The sequence below is a fragment of the Paenibacillus ihbetae genome (genome assembly GCF_002741055.1).
In the GTDB taxonomy this organism is placed as follows: domain Bacteria; phylum Bacillota; class Bacilli; order Paenibacillales; family Paenibacillaceae; genus Paenibacillus_AQ; species Paenibacillus_AQ ihbetae.
This window is the reverse complement of the sequence record NZ_CP016809.1, coordinates 4976750-4999099: the sequence shown is the minus strand read 5'-3', so window position 1 is coordinate 4999099 and position 22350 is coordinate 4976750. Positions and strand designations below refer to the sequence as shown.

The window sequence follows — 22350 nt, the reverse complement described above, 5'->3', positions numbered from 1 at the left end:
TTGATTCTTATGGAACCGATTGACGAGAAAGATTGAGGGAGGAGTTTTAACGATGTCGAAGCCTATCATGCCGAACAAAATCGGCGTTATTGTTGACAGCTTTCGGGTTGGCGTAAGAGAAGGATTGGTCAAGGCGAAAAATGTCGGTGCCGACGGTGTTCAGATCTATGCTGTCCATGGAGAGATGGATCCGGCCAATCTGTCCGCGTCCGCACGCAAGGAGCTGAAGGATTATATCGAATCCTTGGGCCTTGAAATCTCGGCGCTGGTGGGAGATCTGGGGGGCCATGGATTCCAGGATCCGGCCGAAAACGCAGCCAAAATCGAGAAGTCGAAACGCATCATGGAGCTGGGTCTTGAGCTTGGCACCAATATCGTGACCACCCACATTGGCATCGTGCCGGAGGACCGCAACAGCCGCGTATACGAGACGATGCACAATGCCTGCCTCGAGCTTAGCACGTTCGCCAAATCCATGAACGCGTTCTTTGCCATCGAGACGGGGCCGGAGCCTTCCGCCCATCTCAAGTCCTTCCTGGACGGTCTTGGCTCGAACGGGGTGTCCGTGAACTTTGACCCGGCCAATATGGTGATGGTGACCGGCGATGATCCTGTCCAAGGCGTCTATAATCTGAAGGATTACATCGTCCACACGCACGCGAAGGACGGTATCAAGCTGGCCGAGTTTATTGATCCGCGCGACGTGTACGGAGATTTCGGTTATGAAGCGCCGGCGCTTGATCATGACAAGATTGCCGACATGGCGGAGTCCGGCGAGAAGTTCCGTGAAGTTCCGCTCGGCGAAGGCAGCGTGGATTGGCCCGCGTATCTTCAAGCCTTGAAGGATATCGGCTACACCGGATATTTGACGATCGAGCGTGAAGTGAAAGCCAATCCCGAAGCCGACATCAAGCTGGCGGTTGACTTCCTGAAGACGTTCCGTGCGTAGAGCCTGACGAATCCTTCACAATGGATAGATGACAAAAAACGGGGCTGTCCCGCAGATGATCTACTCCCTTACGGGATACAGTTGTATGATTTCACCTGTATCCCGTAAGGGGAGCATCTGGGACAGCCCCGTTTGATTATGGATAAAATATTTTACGCTTATGATACGCTCTGCTTCCCGGACAGCGCTTCCAGAGCTCCCTGAGCATTGGCCGAGCGAATCTCCGCTTCGATGATCTCCAGCGAACCCACGGCACTCTCCGGCGTACATACCGTGACGGCTTTCCCTTGTGACACGCTGTCAATGAAGTAGCGGAGCTCCCGGTAATATCCGGAATCACCGGACAGCTCAGCCGTAAAGCCCGGCGCATCCTCTGGATACACCTTCACCTCATTGTTTTCAAATACGATGGTAGCTTGCTCCAGGTTCACGCGATATCCCATATAGAAGCCATGGTCGCCATGCAAAGTCCAATCCGCTCTGGCCGTAATGACCTTGCCGTCCGGATAGCTGTAATGCGTCGACACGATATCGTACGAGCTTCCTTCGATGATGTTCTTGGCGAACGTCGATACATGCTGCGGTCTGCCGAACAGCCAATGGATCATATCCACGTCATGGACATGCATATCCGTGATGCAGCCGCCGCTCTTGTCCCCCTCCAGGAACCAGCCTTTAGGAGGCTCGGAGCCACGGAAAAATTCGCCTGCCACGATCTGTCCGTAACGGCCGTCTTCAACGCAAGCCTTCAGGTATTCATACGCCGGCCAGAAGCGGAGACATTGACCGATCATTAGCGTCGCCCCCGTACGCTCGGCGGCCTTGACCATCCGCCAGCCTTCTTCGGAGCTGCCTGCAATCGGCTTTTCGCACAAGACATGGATACCGCGTTCGAGCAGCATGCAGGTCATGTCCGCGTGCAGATAGGTCGGCAAGCATACATCGACGATGTCGAGCTCCTCATTCTCCAGCATGCGATCGATATGGTCATACAGCCGGTAAGGCGTTAGATCATACACTTCCCGCTCGGTCGCCATATTGCCGTTTGCCTTGCTTTCTTTCAGTTCATCAATTCGGATATCGCAAATCGCGGCAAGCTCGATATCCGCACCTTCATCCATTAGTCGCATGTAATTGTCAAAGTGCATGCGTCCCATAAAGCCAAAGCCCAACAGTCCGATTTTCAGCATGCCGATTGCCTCCTCTTCTTCCCTTAAGATTGTCCCAAATGCTCGCGCACGGCTGTTTGCCGCAGCGTTGGCGTCCGGCCGAGAATCGCATCCATTGCGTTCGAGGTGTTGAAAATGATCTGGTCCGAATAATGCTTGTAAGCAGGGATCATCTCCGCGGTGACATAATTGTCATAGCCGATCCCCTTCAATGCCTCGACCACGGCTGGATAATTGACATCTCCGGCCAGCAGATCCACGAAGCCGTGCAAGCCTCCCGCTTGTCTGCGGTAGTCCTTGAAATGGACCTTCTTGATTCTTGATCCCAGAATGCGAATCCAATGCTCCGGATAACCGCTGTGCACGACGTTCCCTACGTCAAAATAGGAGCCGACATAGTCGGAGCCGATCTCATCAATGAAGGTGCGCAGCTCTAGCGGAGAGAGCAAAAATTTGTTCCAAACATTCTCGATGGCAATCGCCACTCCCGCGCTCTCGGCATAAGGAACCAGCTTGCGAATCCCTTCCTGCGCCCGCTCGTATGCAACCTCGTAATCGATAACCGCGGAGCCGGGGACGAAATCCACGCCAACCGCTCCAGGAATGACCAGGATTGCGTCCACTCCAAAAGCTGCGGCAAGCTCCAGCTGTTTTTTGCAAATATCGAATGCTTTTTCGCGCACTGCCGGGTCATCGCTTGTCATCGGATAATCCCAGTACAGGCCAGTAGCAAGCCCGGCGATTTCCAGATTCGCGTCCTCCAGCTGAGCCTTGATGTTCTTAACCTCCTGGTCGCCGGCCTGAAGGCCAAGCTCCCCATCCTTATTCAGCGACAGCTCGATCCCTTCGAAGCCGGCCTCCTTCGCCAGCTGGATGCATTCCGCGATCGACGCATCTCCTCGAAACGACCAAATGTTGATCCCTTTCTTCATAACAACTACCTCCCCGTTTGTTTTGGTTTGCTGCCAGACTGCCCGGGTTTGCCGGGTTTGCCGGGTTTGCCGGGTTTGCCGGGTTTGCCGGTTTATCGGCTTGCCGGGTCAACCATGAAAGCGAATGAAACTCATAGAAACGCAACATTTGACTTTTTCCGTCAAGTTGAAAGACAGGGAATGTCATGTAATAATACTTATATAATAAACAAACACTCGTCTGATTGATTTAGATAGAAAAGCGATTTTTTGTACTATTCCGTTATTATCTTAGATCGGGATGTACAGGTTAAAAGGAGGAGCAGCTTATGGCCGTTGAGGCATCGGAATACCCTCTGCAGCGGCTCGCCCCGGTTCAGCAGTGGTCCCCCAGCATTCATTACGCCCAGTTTCAGCGAATGGCGACAGGGGCTCTCCCGCAGCGCAGATTGTACGATTTCGAGCTGTTGTACGTCAGCCAAGGGGAAGCCGTCACGACGATGTACGGAAAGCGCCATGTTATTGAGGCAGGCCAGCTTATCTTTCTGCCCTCCGGCGTGTACCATCAGAATGAAGTGACCTCGTTTCCGGAAGCGCATTTTCTCGGCATTCACTTTGATTTTTTCGGAGAGCTGGAAATTCAGACCGAAGCGGACATGATTGTGAACGAAGCAGCCGTCGCAGCGGATAAATTTGCCCGGGAGGCCATTTCGGAAGCATTTCCTCCGCTCTCTTCCCGTACGATTTACACGCCTCCGCTCTCCTGCGTTCAATTGATGGAACGGGTCGTGGAGGAGTTTACGCTCCGTCCGGCGGGATATGAGCTTGTCTGTAAAGGATTGATGCTGGATATTCTCGTTCAGTTATTCCGCACCCATTCCTCCCAGGCTTTAACGGAAACGTCGCCTCATGACGGCAAGCTGATCGAGTTGATGACCCGCATAGAAAAAGCTCCAGCCGAAGACTGGAGCAATAAACGGATCGCGGCGCAGCTAATGCTGAGCCCTGATCATACCGCCAAGCTGTTTAAGCGCCTGGCGGGGATGCCGCCTAGCGAGTTTGTTCAATCGGTTCGCCACCGGGAAGCTCGGCGGCTGCTGCGGGAAACCGATCTTTCGATTGAAGCGGTCGGAGACCGGATCGGCTACCCGGATATTCACTATTTCAGCCGGATCTTCCGCAAGCTTGAAGGGATTACAGCGACAGACTACCGCAAGCTCTCGAGAATTCTGTAGAGAAGGCCGCATGCACGGGAGACAGAAGCTCAGCCGACTTCAACCAACGGCCGATCCGCTCCACCGCCTCCTGAAGCTGTGCCGAGGAAGACGCGTAGGAGCAGCGGATGAATCCTTCCCCGCCAAGACCGAATACGTGGCCCGGTACGGCAGCCACCTTGGCCTCGCGCAGCATCCGTTCAGCGAACTGCTGTGAGCTGAGTCCCGTCACGGCGATGCTCGGAAAGGCGTAGAAGGCTCCCTTCGGCTCGCGGCAGGAGAGACCGATCTCGTTCAGTCCTTGAACGAACATCTTCCGGCGTTCGTCGAACGCCGCCTTCATGGCTTCTTTGTCCTCCTGCCCGTTTCTCAGGCATTCGATCGCTGCGATCTGTCCCATAATCGGGGCGCAAAGGGCCGTATACTGGTGAATTTTTATCATCCCCTTAAGCAGCTCCCGTTCTCCGCATAAATACCCGACCCGCCAGCCTGTCATGGCAAAGGCTTTCGAGAAACCGCCGATGACGAGGGTACGGTCCCGCATCCCCGGCAGGGAGGCGATGCTGGCATGCTCCCCGACGTACGTAAGCTCCGCATACATTTCATCCGAGATGACGACCAGATTGTGCTGGATCGCAAGCCTGGCAATCGGCAGCCAATCGGCAGCCGTCATGACTGCCCCCGTCGGATTGCTCGGAAAATTGACGACGATCGCTTTGGTTCGTGGCGTAATCGCCTGCTGCAGCGCGTCGGCGGTCAATTTGAAATCCTGCTCCGCCGTCAGCTCCAGTTCCACGGCACGTCCGCCGTTTAGACCGACGAGCGGAGCATATGCAACATACCCCGGCACCGGAATGATTACCTCATCGCCAGGAGATACAAGCGCGCGCAGCGCCAAGTCGATCGCCTCGCTGCCGCCTACCGTGACCAGCACCTCCCGCGATGGCTCGTAGCTCAGCTGAAAGCGGCTGTCCAAATACTCCGCAATAGCTTCCCGCAGCTCCAAGAGCCCTTCATTCGGCGTATACATGGTCCGCCCGCTCTCCAGCGCCCGGGCGCACGCCTCGATGGCACGCTTCGGGGTAACAAAATCCGGCTCGCCGACCCCGAGGGAGATCACCTCCGGATCGGCTTCGGCCGCATTGAAGAATTGCCGGATCCCCGAGGGCGGCATGGTTTGCACAATCGGCGTCAGGAAGCTATTCGTTGTATTCATATTCGCTCTACTCCTTGTATGTGGTATTTTCGCTTAACCGTTCCGATAAGGATGAAGTAATGATGGCATCCAGCAGCATGCCGAATGAGAAACCGGCGGCCGCCGCGCTTTTGGGCAGCAGGCTCGTTCTCGTTAATCCTGGCAGCGTATTGACCTCCAATATAAACGGAACGCCGTCCTTCAGGATGATATCGACCCGCGCATAAACGTTGCACTTCAGCGCCTTATAGCATTGAAGCGCTGCCGCGCTTACCTTCCTCTGAAGGGTCTCCGGCAGCTCGATCACCTGCTCTTCCGCTTCGCCTTCCGCGTATTTGGACGTGTAATCAAAAAATTCGGCATTCGGCTTGATTGACACGATCGGCAGCAGCTTCCCGTCCAAAATGGAGCACGTGATTTCTTGGCCATCTATCCACTGCTCGATCATGACCGATCGATCCCATTGGAGGGCCTCCGCCACTGCCGCTTTCAGCGTATCGCGGGATCGCACAATCCGGGTACCGATGCTGGACCCTCCCGTGTTCGGTTTGACCACGAGGGGAAATCCCAGCGACTCCACATTCGCTTCCGCCAGCTCCTCCAGGCTGCTGACGATGAGCCAATCGGCCGTATGCAAGCTTTCATACCGAAGCAGCTTCTTGCTGACATCTTTGTCCATGCAGATACTGCTGGACAAGACGCTGCTGCCCGTATACGGGATGCCCATGGACTCCAGGGTGGCCTGCACCGTGCCGTCCTCCCCGTACTGGCCATGCAGTGCGAGCAGGGCCATGTCGATCCCTTCCGTTTTGTTGATCAGGTCGCGCTTGTGGTTGATTTCAATCGGGATGGCCTCGTACTTGGACGGATCCAGATGAGCCATCATTTCCTGACCCGTGAGCAGCGAAATGTCCCGCTCGGATGAAACGCCTCCCATGATGACGCCGACTTTCATGTTGTGTGCCTCCTTCAAGTAATGTGTGTGCAGCCGTAAAGCGTATAATCCGTAATGCAATAACGATGCAATATCGATGCAATATCGCAAAACTTGCTGTGGGGCTATTCAAGCACTTCGCTCGCGGATTGCTTCCCTTCTGCGGGCCTGGTCAGCACTACGCATGCGGATTGTACCTCCGATCCCTCTTATCCCCAGATTCCTTGTTATCCCATTTCCGTTGTTGGAATCCGGGGATAAAGGGGAGCGCTTCGCTTCTACGGTCCAATTCCGCCTGCTCCGTTGATGCGGTTGTTGCGCTGCGCTTCGACTGCACAAGTCCCTTTTGGGGACTTGCTCCGAACTCGAACTGTAATCGCTCCTTAGTCCGACTCTACCTGCTTCCATTGAAGCAGCCTCATCGTACCTTTTACTTTCAGCCTACTTCCTTGAAAACGTAGCGGGAGTTACGAGGGCTTACCCCCACTTCTCATGAACTTCGAGGCAGTGATTAGCTCCTTTTCTCAAAGCTCAACTACTTCGGGAGCCCTTCCGCTTCCTGGACCTTCCGCTTCGGGACCTTCCGCTTTAAGTTCATCTACTCCCGAGATCTTCCACCATTGAGATCTTCAACGCCCCATATACAAATCCACACAATCCTCTACACCATCTTCCTCGCGGTTTCGCCGATGATGCGGATCCCCTTCCGGATGTTCTCATCCGAAACGCGGGAGAATCCAAGACGCATCGTATGCTGCCCGCCGCCGTCGGTGTAGAAAATATCCCCCGGCGTAAACACCACGCCTTGCGCGGAGCAGGCTTTCAATAACTCGCGCGTCCGAAAGCCTTGTTCGAATTGAACGAATACGTGGAGCCCGCCGTCTCCGGACAGCCGGTGCTGCGGCAGCCATTCTTCGCAGCAGCTTTTGGCCAGCTCATATTTTCGCTTATATTCCGCCTTGGCCCGCTTCAGGTATTTCTCGAAATTGCCGTTATAGAGATACTGGTAGAGCAGGGACTGGTCCAGCGTAGAGGTGTGGATGCTGCGCGCACGCTTCACGCTCTCAAGGTAATCGATCAGGGTTTTATCCGCCAGCACCCAGCCGACGCGCAGTCCCGGGAACAGAATTTTGGAGAAGCTGCCCAAATAAATCACGCTGTTGTTCCCCCCGCCGGCACAGGCGACGAGCGGCGCGATATGCGAGCCGGAATACCGGAGCTCCTCATTGAAGCCGTCCTCTATCACCGGCGTCTCATACTCGCTGAGCAGCCGCAAGGCCTCGAGCCTTTTCTGCGGCGACATCACGATCCCCGTCGGATTATGGTAGGAAGGCACGAGGTACGCCAAATCATAAGGGCAGGCCGCAAGCTCGCGGGCCAGGTCCGTTAAGCGGATGCCGTCTTGCTCCATCGGAACGCCGGTGATGGCGTACCCGTGCATTTTGAAATTTTTAATGGCAGTATGGTGGGTCGGATTCTCGCATAGGATGCGCCCATGGCCTTTATTCAAGGCGGCAAGCACCAGGCTCAGTCCTTCCGTAAAGCCGCTGGTCACCAGCAGATCCTTGCCCGTCACATCAACGCCTTTATTCTCCATATAGTGAAGCAAATAATCGATCAGCGGCTTGTAGCCCTTGGCATAGCCGTAATTGAGGAGGACTTCTCCCTCCAGCGACATTCGGTCAAGAAAGGCGCGTTTTACATTTTGCAGATCGAACAGCTTCTCATCGGGCGCGATGCTTGTAAACGATATTGCCCCTTTGCCGGCACGGATGCCATGCTTCATCAAGTCATTCGCTTCCGCCAGCCTTGCGTAGTCGTTCAACCGGGAGCTCCAGTCCAGCTGTACATTCGCCGGCTGCGCTTCCGTTTCATTCGTGTTGATCGAGGGGATCACGAAATGCCCCTGGCCTTTGACGGCGTATATATAGCCTTCGTCCTCAAGGTCCGAGTAGGCATTCAGCACGGTGTTGCGGCTGACATGAAGCAGCGAACCGAGCTCCCGCGTAGACGGCAGCTTTTGATCCGCCTGCAGCGCTCCGGTCGTCATCAGCCGTTTCATGTAATCTTTGACCTGGATATAAGCCGGACGGTCATCCGCTAACGTAAAATCGGAATACATCCCATAACCCCCTTGCCACAATCATGGCATAATTTTGAAAGTTCCACTAGAACCACGACCTGTCGCTTTCACGTCCAGTGTGGTCGCTTGCCCGTGACACCGCGTGACATCCATAGTCCTATGGCGGCTCAAAGAAAACTGCCTGTCCATGCCGCCGATATTCGGCGTTGGAATCGAAGCAGAATTCCCATTTTTCTATACGGAACCATGATAAAAGTTTAACAGTTACCCGGTGCTGTTTTGTATTACTTGCTTATCCGTGATTGACAGATCCCTGGATCTAGTCACGATGTTATACTCCCTGCTTAATTCTACCCTAGTTTACGCCTGTTCAGGCCGTTATCCGTCAAACATGAGGTTGATGCAGCTTATTGAATTTAGATATGAAACAAGCTCCTTCCAGCAAAACAGGTTACTTCCTTCCTCTGTCATGTCACCCGTTTATACCGATAGGGAGCCGGGGAGCCCATGGGCCTGGGCAAAACAAAAAGCCGCTCCGATACCTTGTATCGAAGCGGCAAGCATCTGAAGGGGCCAAATTTCGTGAGCAGCCGGAAATAGAGTTTATGCAACTACCATCGACTCCTTGATTTTGTCATTAATCCATTGCCGCTTGGACAGCAGCCACTGCTCGTCACGCGGATACGTCTTGAAGGTGATCGGCTCTTCCAGCCCTTCCTCCAACGCCTCCAGCACGGCCTCACGGCCAATCTGCTGTTCCAGCAGCTGCAGCGCGCGGAGATCCTGGAGCGCTTCATGGAACACCTTCAACCGGATCGACTCCACAGGTCCGTCCTCGCCTGGATAGACAAGGAACGCATCGCCGGAAGGAAAGCCGCTGTCCGCGTCGGTTACCCGATAAGGATCGATCGCCCGCCGCGAGTATTGGGAGTACCAGAAATTGTAGCCCCAATGAAGGAAGCCTTCGATGTTGTATTTATAGAGCTGCATGCCAAGAATGCGGTTTCGAGCAGAAGGCAGGTTGAAGAACCGGTTGGACACCTCTTTATACTGCGAGCAGCAGTAGTACGTCCAAAGCCCCTCAACCCCGGCTTCGAGAAACGGCTCGATATGGTTGCTAGCCGGGATCGGACGCTTTACGAGCCCCTCCTCATAGAACGAAAGATCGGAGAGCGCGTCGATGATCGGGTAATCGGGCAGCAGCTCGTTCATTAAACGGCTCGCCTGCCCGTATGCCTCAATATGGGAGGCATGGGGCTCATCGGACACATGGAAATAACATCTGTCGTCACGCCCGTGATCCTCGATCCAGTCCCTTAAAGCCGGAATGAACTGTCTAAGGAAGGCATGATATTCCTCCCCCGACGCATCGGTCTCCCAGCCGAACAGCTTCTGACTCTCCCCGTTTACGTTCGCCACGATTTTCGGCGCGTGCTTCGCTCCCCATTGCGTGAAGAAATGGGAGAATTCCAGGTATTGAATGCCGCAGCGGTCGCACAGATCGGTCCAGCGGTCCAGCCTGTCAAACCCGAACCGGTAAGAGCCATCGGCGAGAACCTCGACATCCACAAGCTGCACCGTCGGGCGCTCGCCGCCCACTTCGGTATCCAGCGGGGGAGTAAACAGCGGCGTCAATATCATGTTCATTCCGTGCTCAGCCGCCGCCTTGACATACTGCTCGATCAGCTGCCAATGACGTTCGCTGAATACGTCTACACCATAGTAGGTTGCCAGGCAATCCGTATGAAACCATTCGGTATGAATCAGCGTCTGCGCAGGCAGCACCGCTGGAATCAGCTCCAGCCGGAACGTCTCTTCGCCGAGCTTCTCTCCCGAATCCGTCTCAAACCGCAAGCCGATATTATATGTACCGCCCGCTCTGCCGGAATCCGGCTCAACTGTAACCCATAAGCTTCTCCACTGGCTCGGACGCCCTGTTACAGCTGCGTCCGCAGATAGAGGCAATAACGGATCCGGATATAACCCCGGGGTGCTTCTTAATATAAATTCGTCATGGTCATGGTATGTCGGCAGATCCGAAGGGACAAGACCTACGGAGCGAATGGTTATATGCTCGCTCAGCTCGGATTCGACAATGACGCGGATGTTTTTCATCAGTTGGTTTGAACGGTAAGCCACTTGAAACGAAAACGTCTCATTCAGGAAAGCTGATGCTGCATCATACGGTGCCGCTGCCAGCTCTTCATCGGCAAACACTTTGGACAAGGAGCTGAGAAGCCGGGTCTCGAACGTTGGAATATTGCTCATTCGGCGATGCATCCTCTCTATCGTGATTTGAATCAATCTTTCGTATATCATACTAGCGAACTCGCGGAACTTGCACGAGAAAAAAATGATTTCGATAAAAAAGGGGACCATCCTCCTAGAAGATGGCCGCCCTGTTGCAAGTACGAACGTGTTTGGCCCCAACATGGAGGCGTGATCCGCTCCCGGGGACGCGCCCAGATCGCTTTATCGGTTCCCGGGCCTTGATCTCGACCCGTGCTCAATGGTAGCGCGCGGCCTTGCCCCATGACCAATGGTCGCGCCCGGTCCTGCCCCACCAGATTGCATCAAAGCCCATGCTAGTTCATTAATTCATCAATGAACGCTCGCACAGTCAGCTCCAAACCGCAGGGATTCCACCCAGCTTCAGTCAACGCCCCGGTACACCTCGATCGCGGAAATGTTCGGACACCATCGCGATTCCAAAATGGTGAACCGGATGTACCTGGACCGGATCGCCGGAAACTTGCAGATGCGTTTGCGGCCAATGACCGTTCCGCGGCAGATTGGCTTCCATGCGCCGCCCTCCTTGTACTCCAGCTCATACCGTTCAACCCGCTGCCCGTATCGATGCTCTGCCAGCACGATATGATCAAACTCCTGCTCGCTCCCGAGATCGACCTCGATCACGGCGTATTCAGTGCCCTCCTCCGGGCACCAATACGTGTTCTGGTCGCCGTCCAGCATGTTCGCGGCATCCGATCCCGGCATCGTCTCGGATGCCGCAATATGCGCATGCGCAGCGAGGTTCGTCTTGAACGTGGCGCGCAGCACCTCGCCAAGCTCCCGCAGCCGCTGCCTGTCGTTCTCGTGAATCAGCCCGCGGGGATCCGGTGGAATATTCAGGAGGAAGGTGGCGTTGCCCCCCACCGAGCCGTAATAAATATGGAGCAGTTCTGCAAGCGGCCGAACCTTATCGTCCTCCGAGGCATGGTAGAACCAGCCCGGGCGGATCGACGTATTCACTTCGGCCGGGTACCACACCAGCTCGCGCTCACTCAGGATGACGCTGCGGCTGCCAAGGTCCTCCTCGCTAGAGCTGTAACGGCGGGCGAACTCGCGATCGTCCGTCTGCTGGGATTTCTCCTGAATCGCTTCGTTCTCACGCAGCGACGCAGGGACGACGCTCCATTCGGACTCCCGGCAGTGCCCCGCCTCATTCCCGCACCAGCGTATGTCGGGACCGCATACGGAGATGGCGGCTCCCGGCTGCAGCTCCCGGATCAGGGCGTAATACGCCTCCCAGTCATATTCCTGGCGCTTGCCGTTCGGCCCTTCGCCGCAGGCGCCGTCGAACCACACGCAGAACAACTCGCCGTACCCGGTGAGCAGCTCTCTTAATTGGTTCAGAAAAAACTGATTATACCGCGGTGAATCTCCATACGTCGGCTCATGCCGATCCCAGGGGGAGACGTAGATGCCGAACTTGATCCCGCCCCTCCGGCAGGCCTCCGCGACTTCCCGTACCACATCGCCCTCGCCGCCGCGCCAAGGGCTGCTCTTTACGGAATGCTCGGTATACTTGCTGGGCCACAGGCAGAACCCGTCATGATGCTTGCATGTAAGGATCAGGCCCCTCATGCCGGCGCTGACGCAGGCCTCTACCCACTGATCGGCATCGAGCTCCGCCGGATTGAACAGCGCAGGGTCCTCCTTCCCCGTTCCCCACTCCATATCGGTAAACGTGTTTACCGTGAAGTGAATAAATGCGTAAAACTCCATGTCCTGAACGGCCAATTGCCGAGATGTCGGCTGAATGCGAGCCGCGTATTCGATCCTATTTTGCAAGCGATAAACCTCCTGTCTGTTACGAACCTTGGTTATCGAGCGCTTTCTGGTGAATTTCCAGATATTTATCCAGCTGCAGCCCTTTAAACCCGCTTACATAAGCGTCCCAATCCTTCTCGATATCCTTGCTGCCGGTTACGAATTGGGCCAGGTTCGATTTCACGTAATCCTGAATCGTTTTCTGAATCTGCGCAATGAATGTGGCGTCCGCTGGATCGATGAACACGTCGGTCGGGTATACAAGCTCAGGCTTGGCGAACGGCTCATATTTCTTGGCAGCGAGCCACAGCCGGTATTCATAAGCTCCGTTGCCCAGCGGATCCTCAGGCGCCACGAACGATTCGCGGATCGAGTTAACCATCAGCATCGTCCCCAGCTGCCACCAAGTGACATCCGGCGTTCCTTCGGGAACATCCCGCTTCAAGGCCTCGTACTTGGCAGGCTTGCCATTGTAATCAAGCGCACCGGCTTCCGCCTTCCTCCAGCCGTCCCCTTCAAACCCCCAAGAGGTCATGACCGTCCCTTCCTCAGAAAACAGGTAGTCAGCCAGCTTAATGGCGGCGATCCGCTCCTCCTCCGTCGCTTTATTCGTGATGACAAAAGAACCATCCCCCGCGCCGACGCTGTAGCCTGCCAGCTGTACACCGTTCGGCCCCTTCAGCGGCGGAACGACGTCGTACTCCTTATGGCGAGGCTTTGCATCCGTTGTATCCAGCATGCTGCTGATCAGGGCGTAGCCGACTGCGCCTACTACATTCTCGGATTTATTCCCGAGCTGCTTGACGGCATCGCCGTTTTGCGTGAACGCGCCCTTGTCGATCAAGCCCTCGCTGTACAGCTTCCGTAAGTACTTCAGCCCCTCCTTCCATTCAGGCTCCGTTGCGGACAGAATGACCTTCCCATCCTTCACGCTCAAATACGAGGTGCCATTGTTGTATATAAAGGCATTCATCAAAAAGGCGTCAACTCCTCCTCCCCACACGTCAAGCGAGGTGGTCAGCGGAATTTCATCGGCTTTGCCGTTCCCGTTCGGATCCTTCTCTTTAAAGGCTTTCAGCACTTCATAGAATTCATCCGTGGTTTGGGGCATTTCAAGTCCCAGCTTCTCCAGCCATGTCGTATTGATCCACATCCGCTGGCCGTACGTGCAGTGCAAGCACTCGTTCACCTTCGGCAGGGCATAAATGTTGCCGTCCGGCGCCGTCATGGCCGGGGCCAGGTACGGAATCTCCTCCATCGCCTTCTTAATGTTCGGCGCATGCTGCTCGATCAGGTCGTTCAACGGAATGAACGCGCCCTGCATTCCGTATTTGATCTGGTCCGCCTTGGAGATGCCGGCATTCATAATGAGGGCCGGATAATCCCCGCTCGCCAGCATAAGCAGCTTCTTGTCGTTGAATACGGCATCCGGGGTCGTATTCCATTTGAATGTGATGCCGAGCTTTTCCTCAATATGCTTGGAGAACGGATTGACGTCCAGGCTTTCAATTCCTGCGGACTGGGGCGCGAATACCGTCAATTCGACCGGAGCGGCCGAATCCCCCGGCTTAGCGGTGCTTTCTCCTTCTTCTTTGGGTTCTGCAGGCTTCGAACAGCCCGATAACGCCAAGACGATGACCATAATCAAACTTAGGCTCCATACGATGGTTCTTTTCAAACGAACTCCTCCTCATGAATGGAATTTGAACGCATGTCTTACCATCTTTCAATCCAAGTCCTTCTAGATTTACCCCCGTAGCTGCTGTATTGCTTGCATGTCAGGCTGTACCTCACCCCCTTCCCTTGCGGCTCCACTTTGGCTTTGGCTATCCCTTGAGCGAACCGATCATCACGCCCTTGACAAAATACTTCTGCACGAACGGATAGATGATCAGCACCGGGGCGCTCGCTACCACAATCAGTGAATATTTCAGCAGGTCCTTCATCCCCTCGCGGACAAGCAGCTCGTTCACGTTGGTGACCATCTCGGCGCTGACGGAATTCAGAATCAAAATGTCCCGTAGGAAAATTTGCAGCGGGAACAAGCTGCTGTCCTTCAAATAAATCAAGGCGTTGAAGTAGGAATTCCAATGTCCGACGGCGTACATCAAGGCCAGCACGGCAATGATCGGCTTGGATAACGGCAGGGCGATTCTGAGAAAAAACGTAATGTCGCTGCTCCCGTCCATCTCCGCCGCTTCGGCCAGCTCTTCCGGAATGGTCGTCTGAAAGAAGGTTCTGGCAATGATCACCTGGAATACGGCCAGGGCTCCCGGGATGATCATCGCCCATCTTGTATCGAGCATCCCCAGCGATTTGACCAGCAGGTAGTTCGGGATCAAGCCCCCGTCGAAGAACATCGTGAACACCAGCAGCATCATAATGATATTGCGGACATAGAACGTCTTTCGGGCCAGCGGATAAGCCAGCATGACGGTAAACGCTACGTTCACGAGGGTGCCGACCACCGCATAAAATAGCGAGTTGCCGAACCCGATCAGCACATTGGCATTCTGGAATACGGCTTTATAGCCTATCAGCGAAACATCGACCGGCCACAGCCACACCTTTCCGGAGGATACTGCCCCCGGCGAGCTAAAGGATGCGCTTACAATATGGAGCAGCGGAAACAGAATGACGATCAGAATAACCGACAGAAACAAATACACAAAGCCGAGAAACAACCGGTCCTGGACAGACTCCCGAATAGCGGTTCTGCTCATGCGAATCCTCCTTTCTTACCATAGGCTCGTGGACGATACCTTGCGGGATACAAAATTGACGATAACCAGCAAAATAAAGTTAATGACGGAGTTGAACAGGCCGATCGCTGCCGAGAAGCTGAAGTTCGCACCGAGCAGTCCGACCTTGTACACATACGTGGAGATGACCTCCGACGTATTCTGGTTGAGCGGGTTTTGCATAAGATAAATTTTCTCGAAGCCAAGGCTCATTACGTTGCCAAGATTCAGGATCAGGAGGATGACGATCACCGGGAACAGGCTCGGAATATCGATATTGATGATCTTCTGAAGCCGGGTCGCTCCATCTACCCTGGCCGCCTCGTACAGATCCGGATTCACGCCGGCGAGCGCCGCGATGTAGATGATGGCTCCATAACCGGTGAACTGCCATGCGTCGGACCAGACATAGATGGACTTGAACAGCCCCGGGATGCCTAGAAAATCTACGGGCTCAAGCCCCAGCGCCCGATACAGATTGGACATGAGTCCGGTATTCGGCGATAAATTCACGATGAGGATCGAAACGATGACCACGGTCGAAATAAAATAAGGCGCATACGTGACCATTTGGACCGTCTTCTTGAACCTGCCGTTACGTATTTCATTCAGGGCCAGTGCCAGCAGGATTGGTGCCGGGAAGCCGACGAGCAGTCCGTACAAGGAAATTTCCAGCGTATTTCGGACATACTGCCAGAAGAACGGAGCCTCAAACAGCTGTTTGAAATAATCGAATCCCACCCAGGGGCTTCCGAATATTCCCTGAACGACGTTGTATTCCTTAAATGCAATCAGAACGCCGAACATCGGAACATATTTAAAAATGACGATATACAGCAGAGGGAAGAACACGAGCAGGTAAAATTGCCAATGCTTCATCAGCTTCTTCCTTGTTCTGCTTCCGGGCTTGTGCAATGGGACATTCATTCCGGTCGTTGCTTCCATTGCTTTGCTCATGCGAGCCATCGGGCTGCCCCTCCTTTTCGGTTTTGATGATCCTTAGTCTAGGAGGAGCCGCCCGGCCGTTCAATAAACAAGATTCGCCGGACCAACGTATTTCCGCGAAGCAGGCCCGGTGCCATAATTCAGGGGAGCATGGGGCGGGTAAACCTTTTTCCGCCGGTAAACCAAACTCCTCGCCCATTAAAAATCCCGCAGAATAGCGCATTCCGCGGGAATTCAAGCATCTTACGTATCGTGCATGGGCCGCCCCTCTCCTAGCCTCCGGCGATGCGGTTCGCATCCCCGGAAGCCGCCTGGTCCCGATATTCGCCAGGGGACAGGCCCACTATTTTTTTGAACATCCGGCCAAATGAGATGGCATTCGAGTATCCGACCTTGGTCGCGATTTCCTGAACAGGCAGGGTCGTCTCGACTAGCAGCCTCCGGGCATGCGTGATCCGCAGCTCAATCAAATAATCCACGAACTTCTGGCCCGTCTCCTCCCGGAACAGCTTGCTGAGCGTTTTCCAATTCATATGGAACCGTTCGCTCAAGTAATTCAGCGACAGATCGGGATTCGCCGAATTCTCCTCCATGTACTGCCGAATTCGCCGGATGGTATCGGCATGATTGCGCCCGTCGAGGATCGAGGCCATGCCCTCGTACAAGGACGAGAGCGCATCGCCGCAGTTTTGCTGCAGCTGCTCCAGCGTGTCCGATCGCTGCAGCGCATGCCGCAGTTGAGGCTGTCCCTCGCTGAGCCACACGTCCTGAAACTCCTTCGCCATGCAGGACAATTCCCGGCCGAGCGCATAGATCAAGTAATCCGCTAGACTATGAACCCCGTCCCGGTCCAGCATATTCTTCTCGATATGCTCGATCAGGGTTTCATATTTCTCCCGCCAATCCGGATTCACCATGCGGATGGACTGGGCGATGGAACGGATCAGATTCAGGAAATCAAACGCATGTCCACGCTCCTCGCCGGCGATTTGTCCATGAGGAATGATTCTGTTCTCGCCTAGAATCATTTTATATTTCAGTGCCTTGAGCGCCTGGCTGTACGACGCCGGAATTTCCGTATACGGCTCCGCCAGCTTTCCCATACCGATCGTTACGGTCAGCTTCAAATGCTCCTCCACCCACCGGCGGGCATCTTCGAGTATAGCGGCAGCCTGCTGCATCGTATCCGGAAACGGATCAACCTGGATGATAACGCCCAGCTTCGATGCGGATGTCCATTCCGCCCAAAGGACGGCTCCCCGTGCGGCTGCCGTTTCCTGAACCACGCTCTTCAGAGCAAATTTCAATAAATATTGATCCTGCTCCCGGTACTGTTCGCAGAAGAGGGCGTACTTATCGATCTCCATCACGCTGACGATCTGAGGAGAGGCGAGATCCGGCAGCTCGATCAGATCCCTCTGTTCATTCCACTGCTCCAATTGCAGCGGATACTGCCCCTCGATCAGCTGCTGAAACAAATAAGCCTTCCGAAGCAGCAAATCCTCGCGATGCTGCTGCTGAAAGCTGTTGGACTGCTCCAAAATGCTCTCAAGCGCCGATTCAATGAAAGCAAACTCATCCTGCTTGCCGCCGTGAAGCAAGGCGTTTGTCTTGGTCTGTGTATATTTCTGAACCTGGGACACGATCGCCTCGACCGGCTTGTAATTTCTGCGTGTAACATAAACGATCCACGCAATGCCGGCCAAACACATCAATATGCCTACCATGAACCACACGTTGTACAGCTGGCTTACGATGCCGACCACCCTGCCCTGCGTCAGGCCGCCCTCATATACCCAGCCCGTGTACGGAGAGACTGCGCTGGACACCGGCTCTCTGTCCTCCGCCGCCATCGCCCCCGGGGTCATGGAACGGCCGTCGGCATCCTTCATTCGGATAAAGCTGACGTCCGAGTTATACATCCCCTGAACCATTTGGGATATGGCATCCACGTTGATGTTGACCGCAATCAGCCCCCGGCCGCGGGATACGAACGGGGCGTCCCGGACGAGCGTGACCGTCTGCCGTGCACCGTTAAAGCTGAATTCGCGAAAATCCCGGATGCCGCTCCACTGGGCTTCGCTGTTTTTCCGGCTCAAGTAAGGTTTAAGGAAGGCATAATCCGCATAGTCCTGAAGCTTGAAGGCGGAGGATGTGGTTAGAACATATTCATCCTGCGTGCGCACCAGCGCCATGGAATCCACAAGGGGACTGGATACCTTGAACTGCTTCATCGCTTGCAAGGCCTGCATATTCAGGTAAACGTCATCCTGATTCTCGGAGCTGAAAAAATCGGACAGATCCGGATTAAACAGCAGCTCCTGCACCAGCATCTGATCAATGGACTTCAGCGAGTTATCCACCGACCGCATCGCCTGCTGGATCATCGTCTCATTGGCTTGCACCGCTCCCTGCCGCGACTGTTCGCCAAGCATTTGGAAAAACACGAAAAACACAAAGGAAATGACAATAAAAAAGACGGGCATATACGATAGCAGCTGACGGTAAAACCATGCTTTGTTCCCCATAGACATCCCCCTGACCCAAAAGGTTGTTCATCCATACCGATTCGTCAGCCATGCCGATAAACATGCTGACCGTGTTTGGCCCGGAACCGCCGGAGTATCTGGAAGCGCTTTCTAATTAGAAGCCTTGCGTTTCTATGGAACTTGATTGCTCCCTTTCTCCGCATTTCATGTAATAGCTTCATATTAGAAGAAAACGCGCGATTTACCAACACTTTTATGGAGAGGAGTTGAAAAACATGTCTCTGGTATTAGCCCGATAGGAGAGACGGATCAGGCATGACCGGTTAGGATCTCCGATATGGCCGCTTGAAATCGTATATACACTGTATTTTGTGGAAGTCATCAAGACGATCACAGGCTATCTCCGGTTCAGATCTCGCCGCTGGCAGCATGCTTTGGTTGATGCACCCTTAAGCATGCCAGTTTCACCGGGAGGGATCGGCCATGTTGCAGGCACATCTGCCGATCGCTGATCCCTTCTCCCCGAAGTGAAGTTTCCTTTATGGTATTAGTACAGATTGCTTGTTTATTTTTTTGGGGGGTCGACAAACAACCTCCATTTCATTGGAGGTTGTTGGTTAGTATGTCTATGCTTGAAGGGGTTGTCACACTCCATCCCCCTCTATAATTAACACTCTTCAAACTGTTCAACCGCGTGCCGCGGCATCCGCATAGAAAATAATCGTATAAAATTTCGTAATCTCGTTCCCCGGGTTCCGGTAACGGTGGGGACGATTGGCCGCGAAATGCACGGAGCTTCCCGCAGGCACCGTATAGCATTCATCCTCCCGCCAGAGCTCGAGCTCTCCCTGGTGGACAAATATATATTCCTCGACGCCGTCGTTATGCGCTTCCGATCCATGATCGCACCCCGGATCCATGATGACCATATACGACTCGAATTTGGTCCGCAGGTTGTACGAGAACAGAGGGTGCACCCGGTATGCGCCTTCTGCCTCATGGAAAGGCTCCACATCTTCGGGCGATACGACCGTCACCTCGGTCTCCGCTTCCTCGATCAGCGTCGTGAATGATATTCCCAGACCGCTGACGATGCGCCATAACACCGAGATCGTCGGGTTCGAATCCCCGCGCTCGATCTGGCCGAGCATCGCTTTGCTTACGCCCGTCAGCTCCGATACATTGTCCAGGCTGAGGCCCCTCGATTTTCGAATCGCTTGTAAATTTCTCCCTACCTTTTTATGAATGGGTTCCAATCGTACAATATCCTCCTTCGGTACCTAAAACGGCTAGCTGATTTTGCTCTGATCCGCCCGCAGCTTCTCTGTAAGCTTCGATACCATATCATCCGTCATACGGTTCAAATCATATTGTACATCAAATCCCCATTCTTCGCGTGCGCAAGTTGCATCAATTGCGTCCGGCCATTCGTTCGCAATGGACTGGCGAACCGGATCGACCTGATAATCCAGCTTAAAGTCCGGGATATGCCGGCGGATGCTGGCCGCGATCGATTCAGGCTCAACGCTCATTGCCGTCACATTAAAGGCGTTCCGGTGCTTCAACCGGCAACCGTCTGCCTCCATCAGCGTAATGATCGCGGATATGGCATCCGGCATATACATCATGTCAAGGTACGTTCCTTTTGCAATATAGGAGGTGTATGAGCCGCTGCGAACCGCTTCCCAATACATATCGACCGCGTAATCGGTCGTACCTCCCCCGGGTGGCGCAGAGTGGGAGATTAGCCCTGGAAAACGGAGTCCTCTCGTATCCACGCCGTATTTATGATGGTAATAATCGCACAGCAGCTCGCCCGATACTTTGCTCACTCCGTACATCGTCAGCGGACGCTGCAGCGTATCCTGCGGAGTCGCACGCTTCGGGGTATCCGCTCCGAAGGCTGCGATCGAGCTCGGCGTAAAGAACTGGCATGACAACGCCCGTGCCGTCTCCAGCGCGCTCAGCAGGCCGCCCATATTCAGATTCCAGGCAAGCGCCGGATTCGATTCCGCCCGCGCGGACAACAGGGCCGCCAGATGAATAATCGTATCTGCACGATGTTCTTTAGCCGCGTCATAGAAGGCCTTGCTGTCCGTAACGTCCAACAGCCGAAACGGTCCGCTCTGCACCGCTTCGCTTTGCGATTGACGAATATCCGTTGCCAGCACGGCTTCATCCCCGTAGATTTGCCGCAGCTTCACGATCAGGTCCGAACCGATCTGACCGAGTGCACCCGTGACCAGGATTCGTTTCATGAATCATGCCTCCTTCTTAGATCAGACCAAGCTCGCGTCCGATGGTTTCGTATGCCGCAAGCGCGCGGTCCAGCATTTCCTTCGTATGGATCGCGGTAGGCATGTTGCGTACTCTCCCCGTCCCTTTCGGCACTGTAGGGAACACGATCGCTTTGGCGTAAACACCCTTTTCGTAGAGACGGGTGCTGAACTTCTGAGTCGTCGATTCGTCCCCGATGATGCAAGGCGTAATCGGTGTTTCCGTAGCGCCGGTCGAGTAGCCGAGCTGCCGGAGACCTTCCTGCAAGTAGCGGGTGTTTTCCCACAGCTTCGATTGAAGCTCCTTGCTGTTCTGAAGGATATCAATCGCGGTGATGCATGCTGCTACTGCACCCGGAGGGAGCGCGGTCGAGAAGAGGAATGGCCGGCTGCGGACCTTGAGCCAGTCGATCAAATCGCTGGATCCGGCTACGTAACCGCCGACCACGCCGACAGCCTTGGACAGCGTTCCGATCTGCAGATCGACCCGGTCCGACAACCCGAAATGCTTCACCGTCCCCGCTCCGTCCCCAAGGACCCCGGAGCCATGGGCATCGTCAACATAAGTAATGAGATCATAAGCCTCCGCGATTTCCACGATTTCCGGCAGCTTGGCGATATCGCCGTCCATGGAAAATACACCGTCGGTTATAACCATAATTTTATCGTATTGCCCGGATTCTCTCGCCTCGCGGGCTTTGGTCCGCAAATCATCCATATCCGAGTGGTTGTAGCGAATCACCTTCGCTTTCGTCAGCCGGCAGCCGTCAATGATCGAAGCATGGTTCAGCTCATCCGAGAGAATGGCATCCCCGGCGCCCATCACAGCCGAAATGGCCGCCATATTGCAGTTGAACCCGGATTGGTACGACAGCACGGCTTCCGTTCCTTTGAACTGGGCCAGCTTCTCTTCAAGCTCCACGTGAAGCGACAGCGTTCCGTTAATGCTGCGCACGGCGCCGCTTCCTGTCCCAAATTCCCGGGTTGCCCGGATTGCCGCTTCCTTCAGCCGCTCGTCATTGGCAAGGCCCAAATAATTGTTGGAGGACAAATTTACGAATTCGCGTCCTTGAATCTTGATGATCGGACCGTTCGGGCTTTCGAGCGGCTGGATCGTATTATAGAGCCCCTGCTCCTTGAGTTCGGTTAAATTTTGCTGCAAGAAAGCGCTTAACGAGTGACTTGGCATATCATTTCCCTCCTAAATGGATGATGAATCTGAAAGAGGTTGTTCAAAAAGTCATTTTTCGATCACGAAGGGAGTCAAGAAGTATCTCGGCATCGAATCTTGAATTCAGCCGGGCCTAAGCAGATGCTTCCGAAGTATGTTTCCTGCGGAAACATTGTAGGTGCTCACGTACCCAATACAGCAGATGTTTCCGAAGGCGTTT

16 protein-coding genes are annotated in these 22350 nt (G+C 54.4%); 2 read left to right on the top strand and 14 right to left on the bottom strand.

Going from position 1 to position 22350, the window contains the following annotated elements; genetic code table 11:
- The first annotated feature begins 52 nt into the window (after positions 1 to 52).
- A complete protein-coding gene (locus tag BBD41_RS22310; protein ID WP_077567559.1) occupies positions 53 to 949 on the top strand; it encodes a sugar phosphate isomerase/epimerase family protein in 897 nt (298 codons plus the stop codon).
- A gap of 158 nt (positions 950 to 1107) precedes the next feature.
- Here the strand turns inward: BBD41_RS22310 and BBD41_RS22305 are convergent, their stop codons facing one another.
- Together BBD41_RS22305 and BBD41_RS22300 are read right to left on the bottom strand one after the other, a co-directional pair.
- A complete protein-coding gene (locus BBD41_RS22305) occupies positions 1108 to 2139 on the bottom strand; it encodes a Gfo/Idh/MocA family protein (RefSeq protein WP_077567560.1) in 1032 nt (343 codons plus the stop codon).
- A 23-nt stretch (positions 2140 to 2162) separates the two neighbouring features.
- On the bottom strand, positions 2163 to 3050 hold the full coding sequence (locus BBD41_RS22300; RefSeq protein WP_077567561.1) for a sugar phosphate isomerase/epimerase family protein: 888 nt from the start codon (positions 3048 to 3050) through the stop codon (positions 2163 to 2165).
- 308 nt (positions 3051 to 3358) lie between these two features.
- Here BBD41_RS22300 and BBD41_RS22290 point away from each other — a divergent pair, with 308 nt between their 5' ends.
- Positions 3359 to 4264 (top strand): helix-turn-helix transcriptional regulator, encoded by a 906-nt coding sequence (locus BBD41_RS22290; RefSeq protein ID WP_077567562.1) that lies wholly within the window; start codon positions 3359 to 3361, stop codon positions 4262 to 4264.
- Here the strand turns inward: BBD41_RS22290 and BBD41_RS22285 are convergent.
- From BBD41_RS22285 to BBD41_RS22230, 12 genes are all read right to left on the bottom strand, one after another.
- Positions 4224 to 5459 carry an aminotransferase class I/II-fold pyridoxal phosphate-dependent enzyme gene (locus BBD41_RS22285; protein WP_077567563.1) on the bottom strand — a complete coding sequence of 412 codons (1236 nt, stop codon included), beginning with the start codon at positions 5457 to 5459 and terminating at the stop codon, positions 4224 to 4226. The two genes, BBD41_RS22290 and BBD41_RS22285, sit on opposite strands and share 41 nt — an antisense overlap.
- A gap of 7 nt (positions 5460 to 5466) precedes the next feature.
- The gene (locus BBD41_RS22280; protein WP_099478761.1) at positions 5467 to 6393 is read right to left on the bottom strand and encodes a D-alanine--D-alanine ligase; all 927 of its coding nucleotides are present in this window, start codon (positions 6391 to 6393) and stop codon (positions 5467 to 5469) included.
- Between the two features lie 640 nt (positions 6394 to 7033).
- On the bottom strand, positions 7034 to 8494 hold the full coding sequence (gene pdxR / locus BBD41_RS22275; RefSeq protein WP_099478760.1) for a MocR-like pyridoxine biosynthesis transcription factor PdxR: 1461 nt from the start codon (positions 8492 to 8494) through the stop codon (positions 7034 to 7036).
- Positions 8495 to 9058: 564 nt separating this feature from the next.
- A complete protein-coding gene (locus BBD41_RS22270; protein WP_099478759.1) occupies positions 9059 to 10723 on the bottom strand; it encodes a DUF4091 domain-containing protein in 1665 nt (554 codons plus the stop codon).
- Positions 10724 to 11107: 384 nt separating this feature from the next.
- Positions 11108 to 12529, bottom strand: coding sequence for an alpha-L-fucosidase (locus tag BBD41_RS22265; protein WP_099478758.1), 1422 nt, complete (start codon positions 12527 to 12529; stop codon positions 11108 to 11110).
- 19 nt (positions 12530 to 12548) lie between these two features.
- Entirely contained in the window at positions 12549 to 14150 is a 1602-nt protein-coding gene (locus tag BBD41_RS22260; RefSeq protein WP_077569063.1) for an ABC transporter substrate-binding protein, read from the bottom strand.
- Positions 14151 to 14334: 184 nt separating this feature from the next.
- Complete coding sequence (locus tag BBD41_RS22255) at positions 14335 to 15231, bottom strand: carbohydrate ABC transporter permease (protein ID WP_077567569.1); 897 nt, start codon at positions 15229 to 15231, stop codon at positions 14335 to 14337.
- A 15-nt stretch (positions 15232 to 15246) separates the two neighbouring features.
- Complete coding sequence (locus BBD41_RS22250; protein WP_077567570.1) at positions 15247 to 16215, bottom strand: ABC transporter permease; 969 nt, start codon at positions 16213 to 16215, stop codon at positions 15247 to 15249.
- 251 nt (positions 16216 to 16466) lie between these two features.
- Entirely contained in the window at positions 16467 to 18722 is a 2256-nt protein-coding gene (locus tag BBD41_RS22245; protein WP_099478757.1) for a helix-turn-helix domain-containing protein, read from the bottom strand.
- A gap of 647 nt (positions 18723 to 19369) precedes the next feature.
- Positions 19370 to 19939 (bottom strand): helix-turn-helix domain-containing protein, encoded by a 570-nt coding sequence (locus BBD41_RS22240; protein ID WP_077567572.1) that lies wholly within the window; start codon positions 19937 to 19939, stop codon positions 19370 to 19372.
- A 33-nt stretch (positions 19940 to 19972) separates the two neighbouring features.
- Positions 19973 to 20941 carry an NAD-dependent epimerase/dehydratase family protein gene (locus tag BBD41_RS22235; protein WP_077567573.1) on the bottom strand — a complete coding sequence of 323 codons (969 nt, stop codon included), beginning with the start codon at positions 20939 to 20941 and terminating at the stop codon, positions 19973 to 19975.
- A 16-nt stretch (positions 20942 to 20957) separates the two neighbouring features.
- The gene (locus BBD41_RS22230; protein WP_099478756.1) at positions 20958 to 22148 is read right to left on the bottom strand and encodes a glycine C-acetyltransferase; all 1191 of its coding nucleotides are present in this window, start codon (positions 22146 to 22148) and stop codon (positions 20958 to 20960) included.
- Positions 22149 to 22350: the final 202 nt, after the last annotated feature.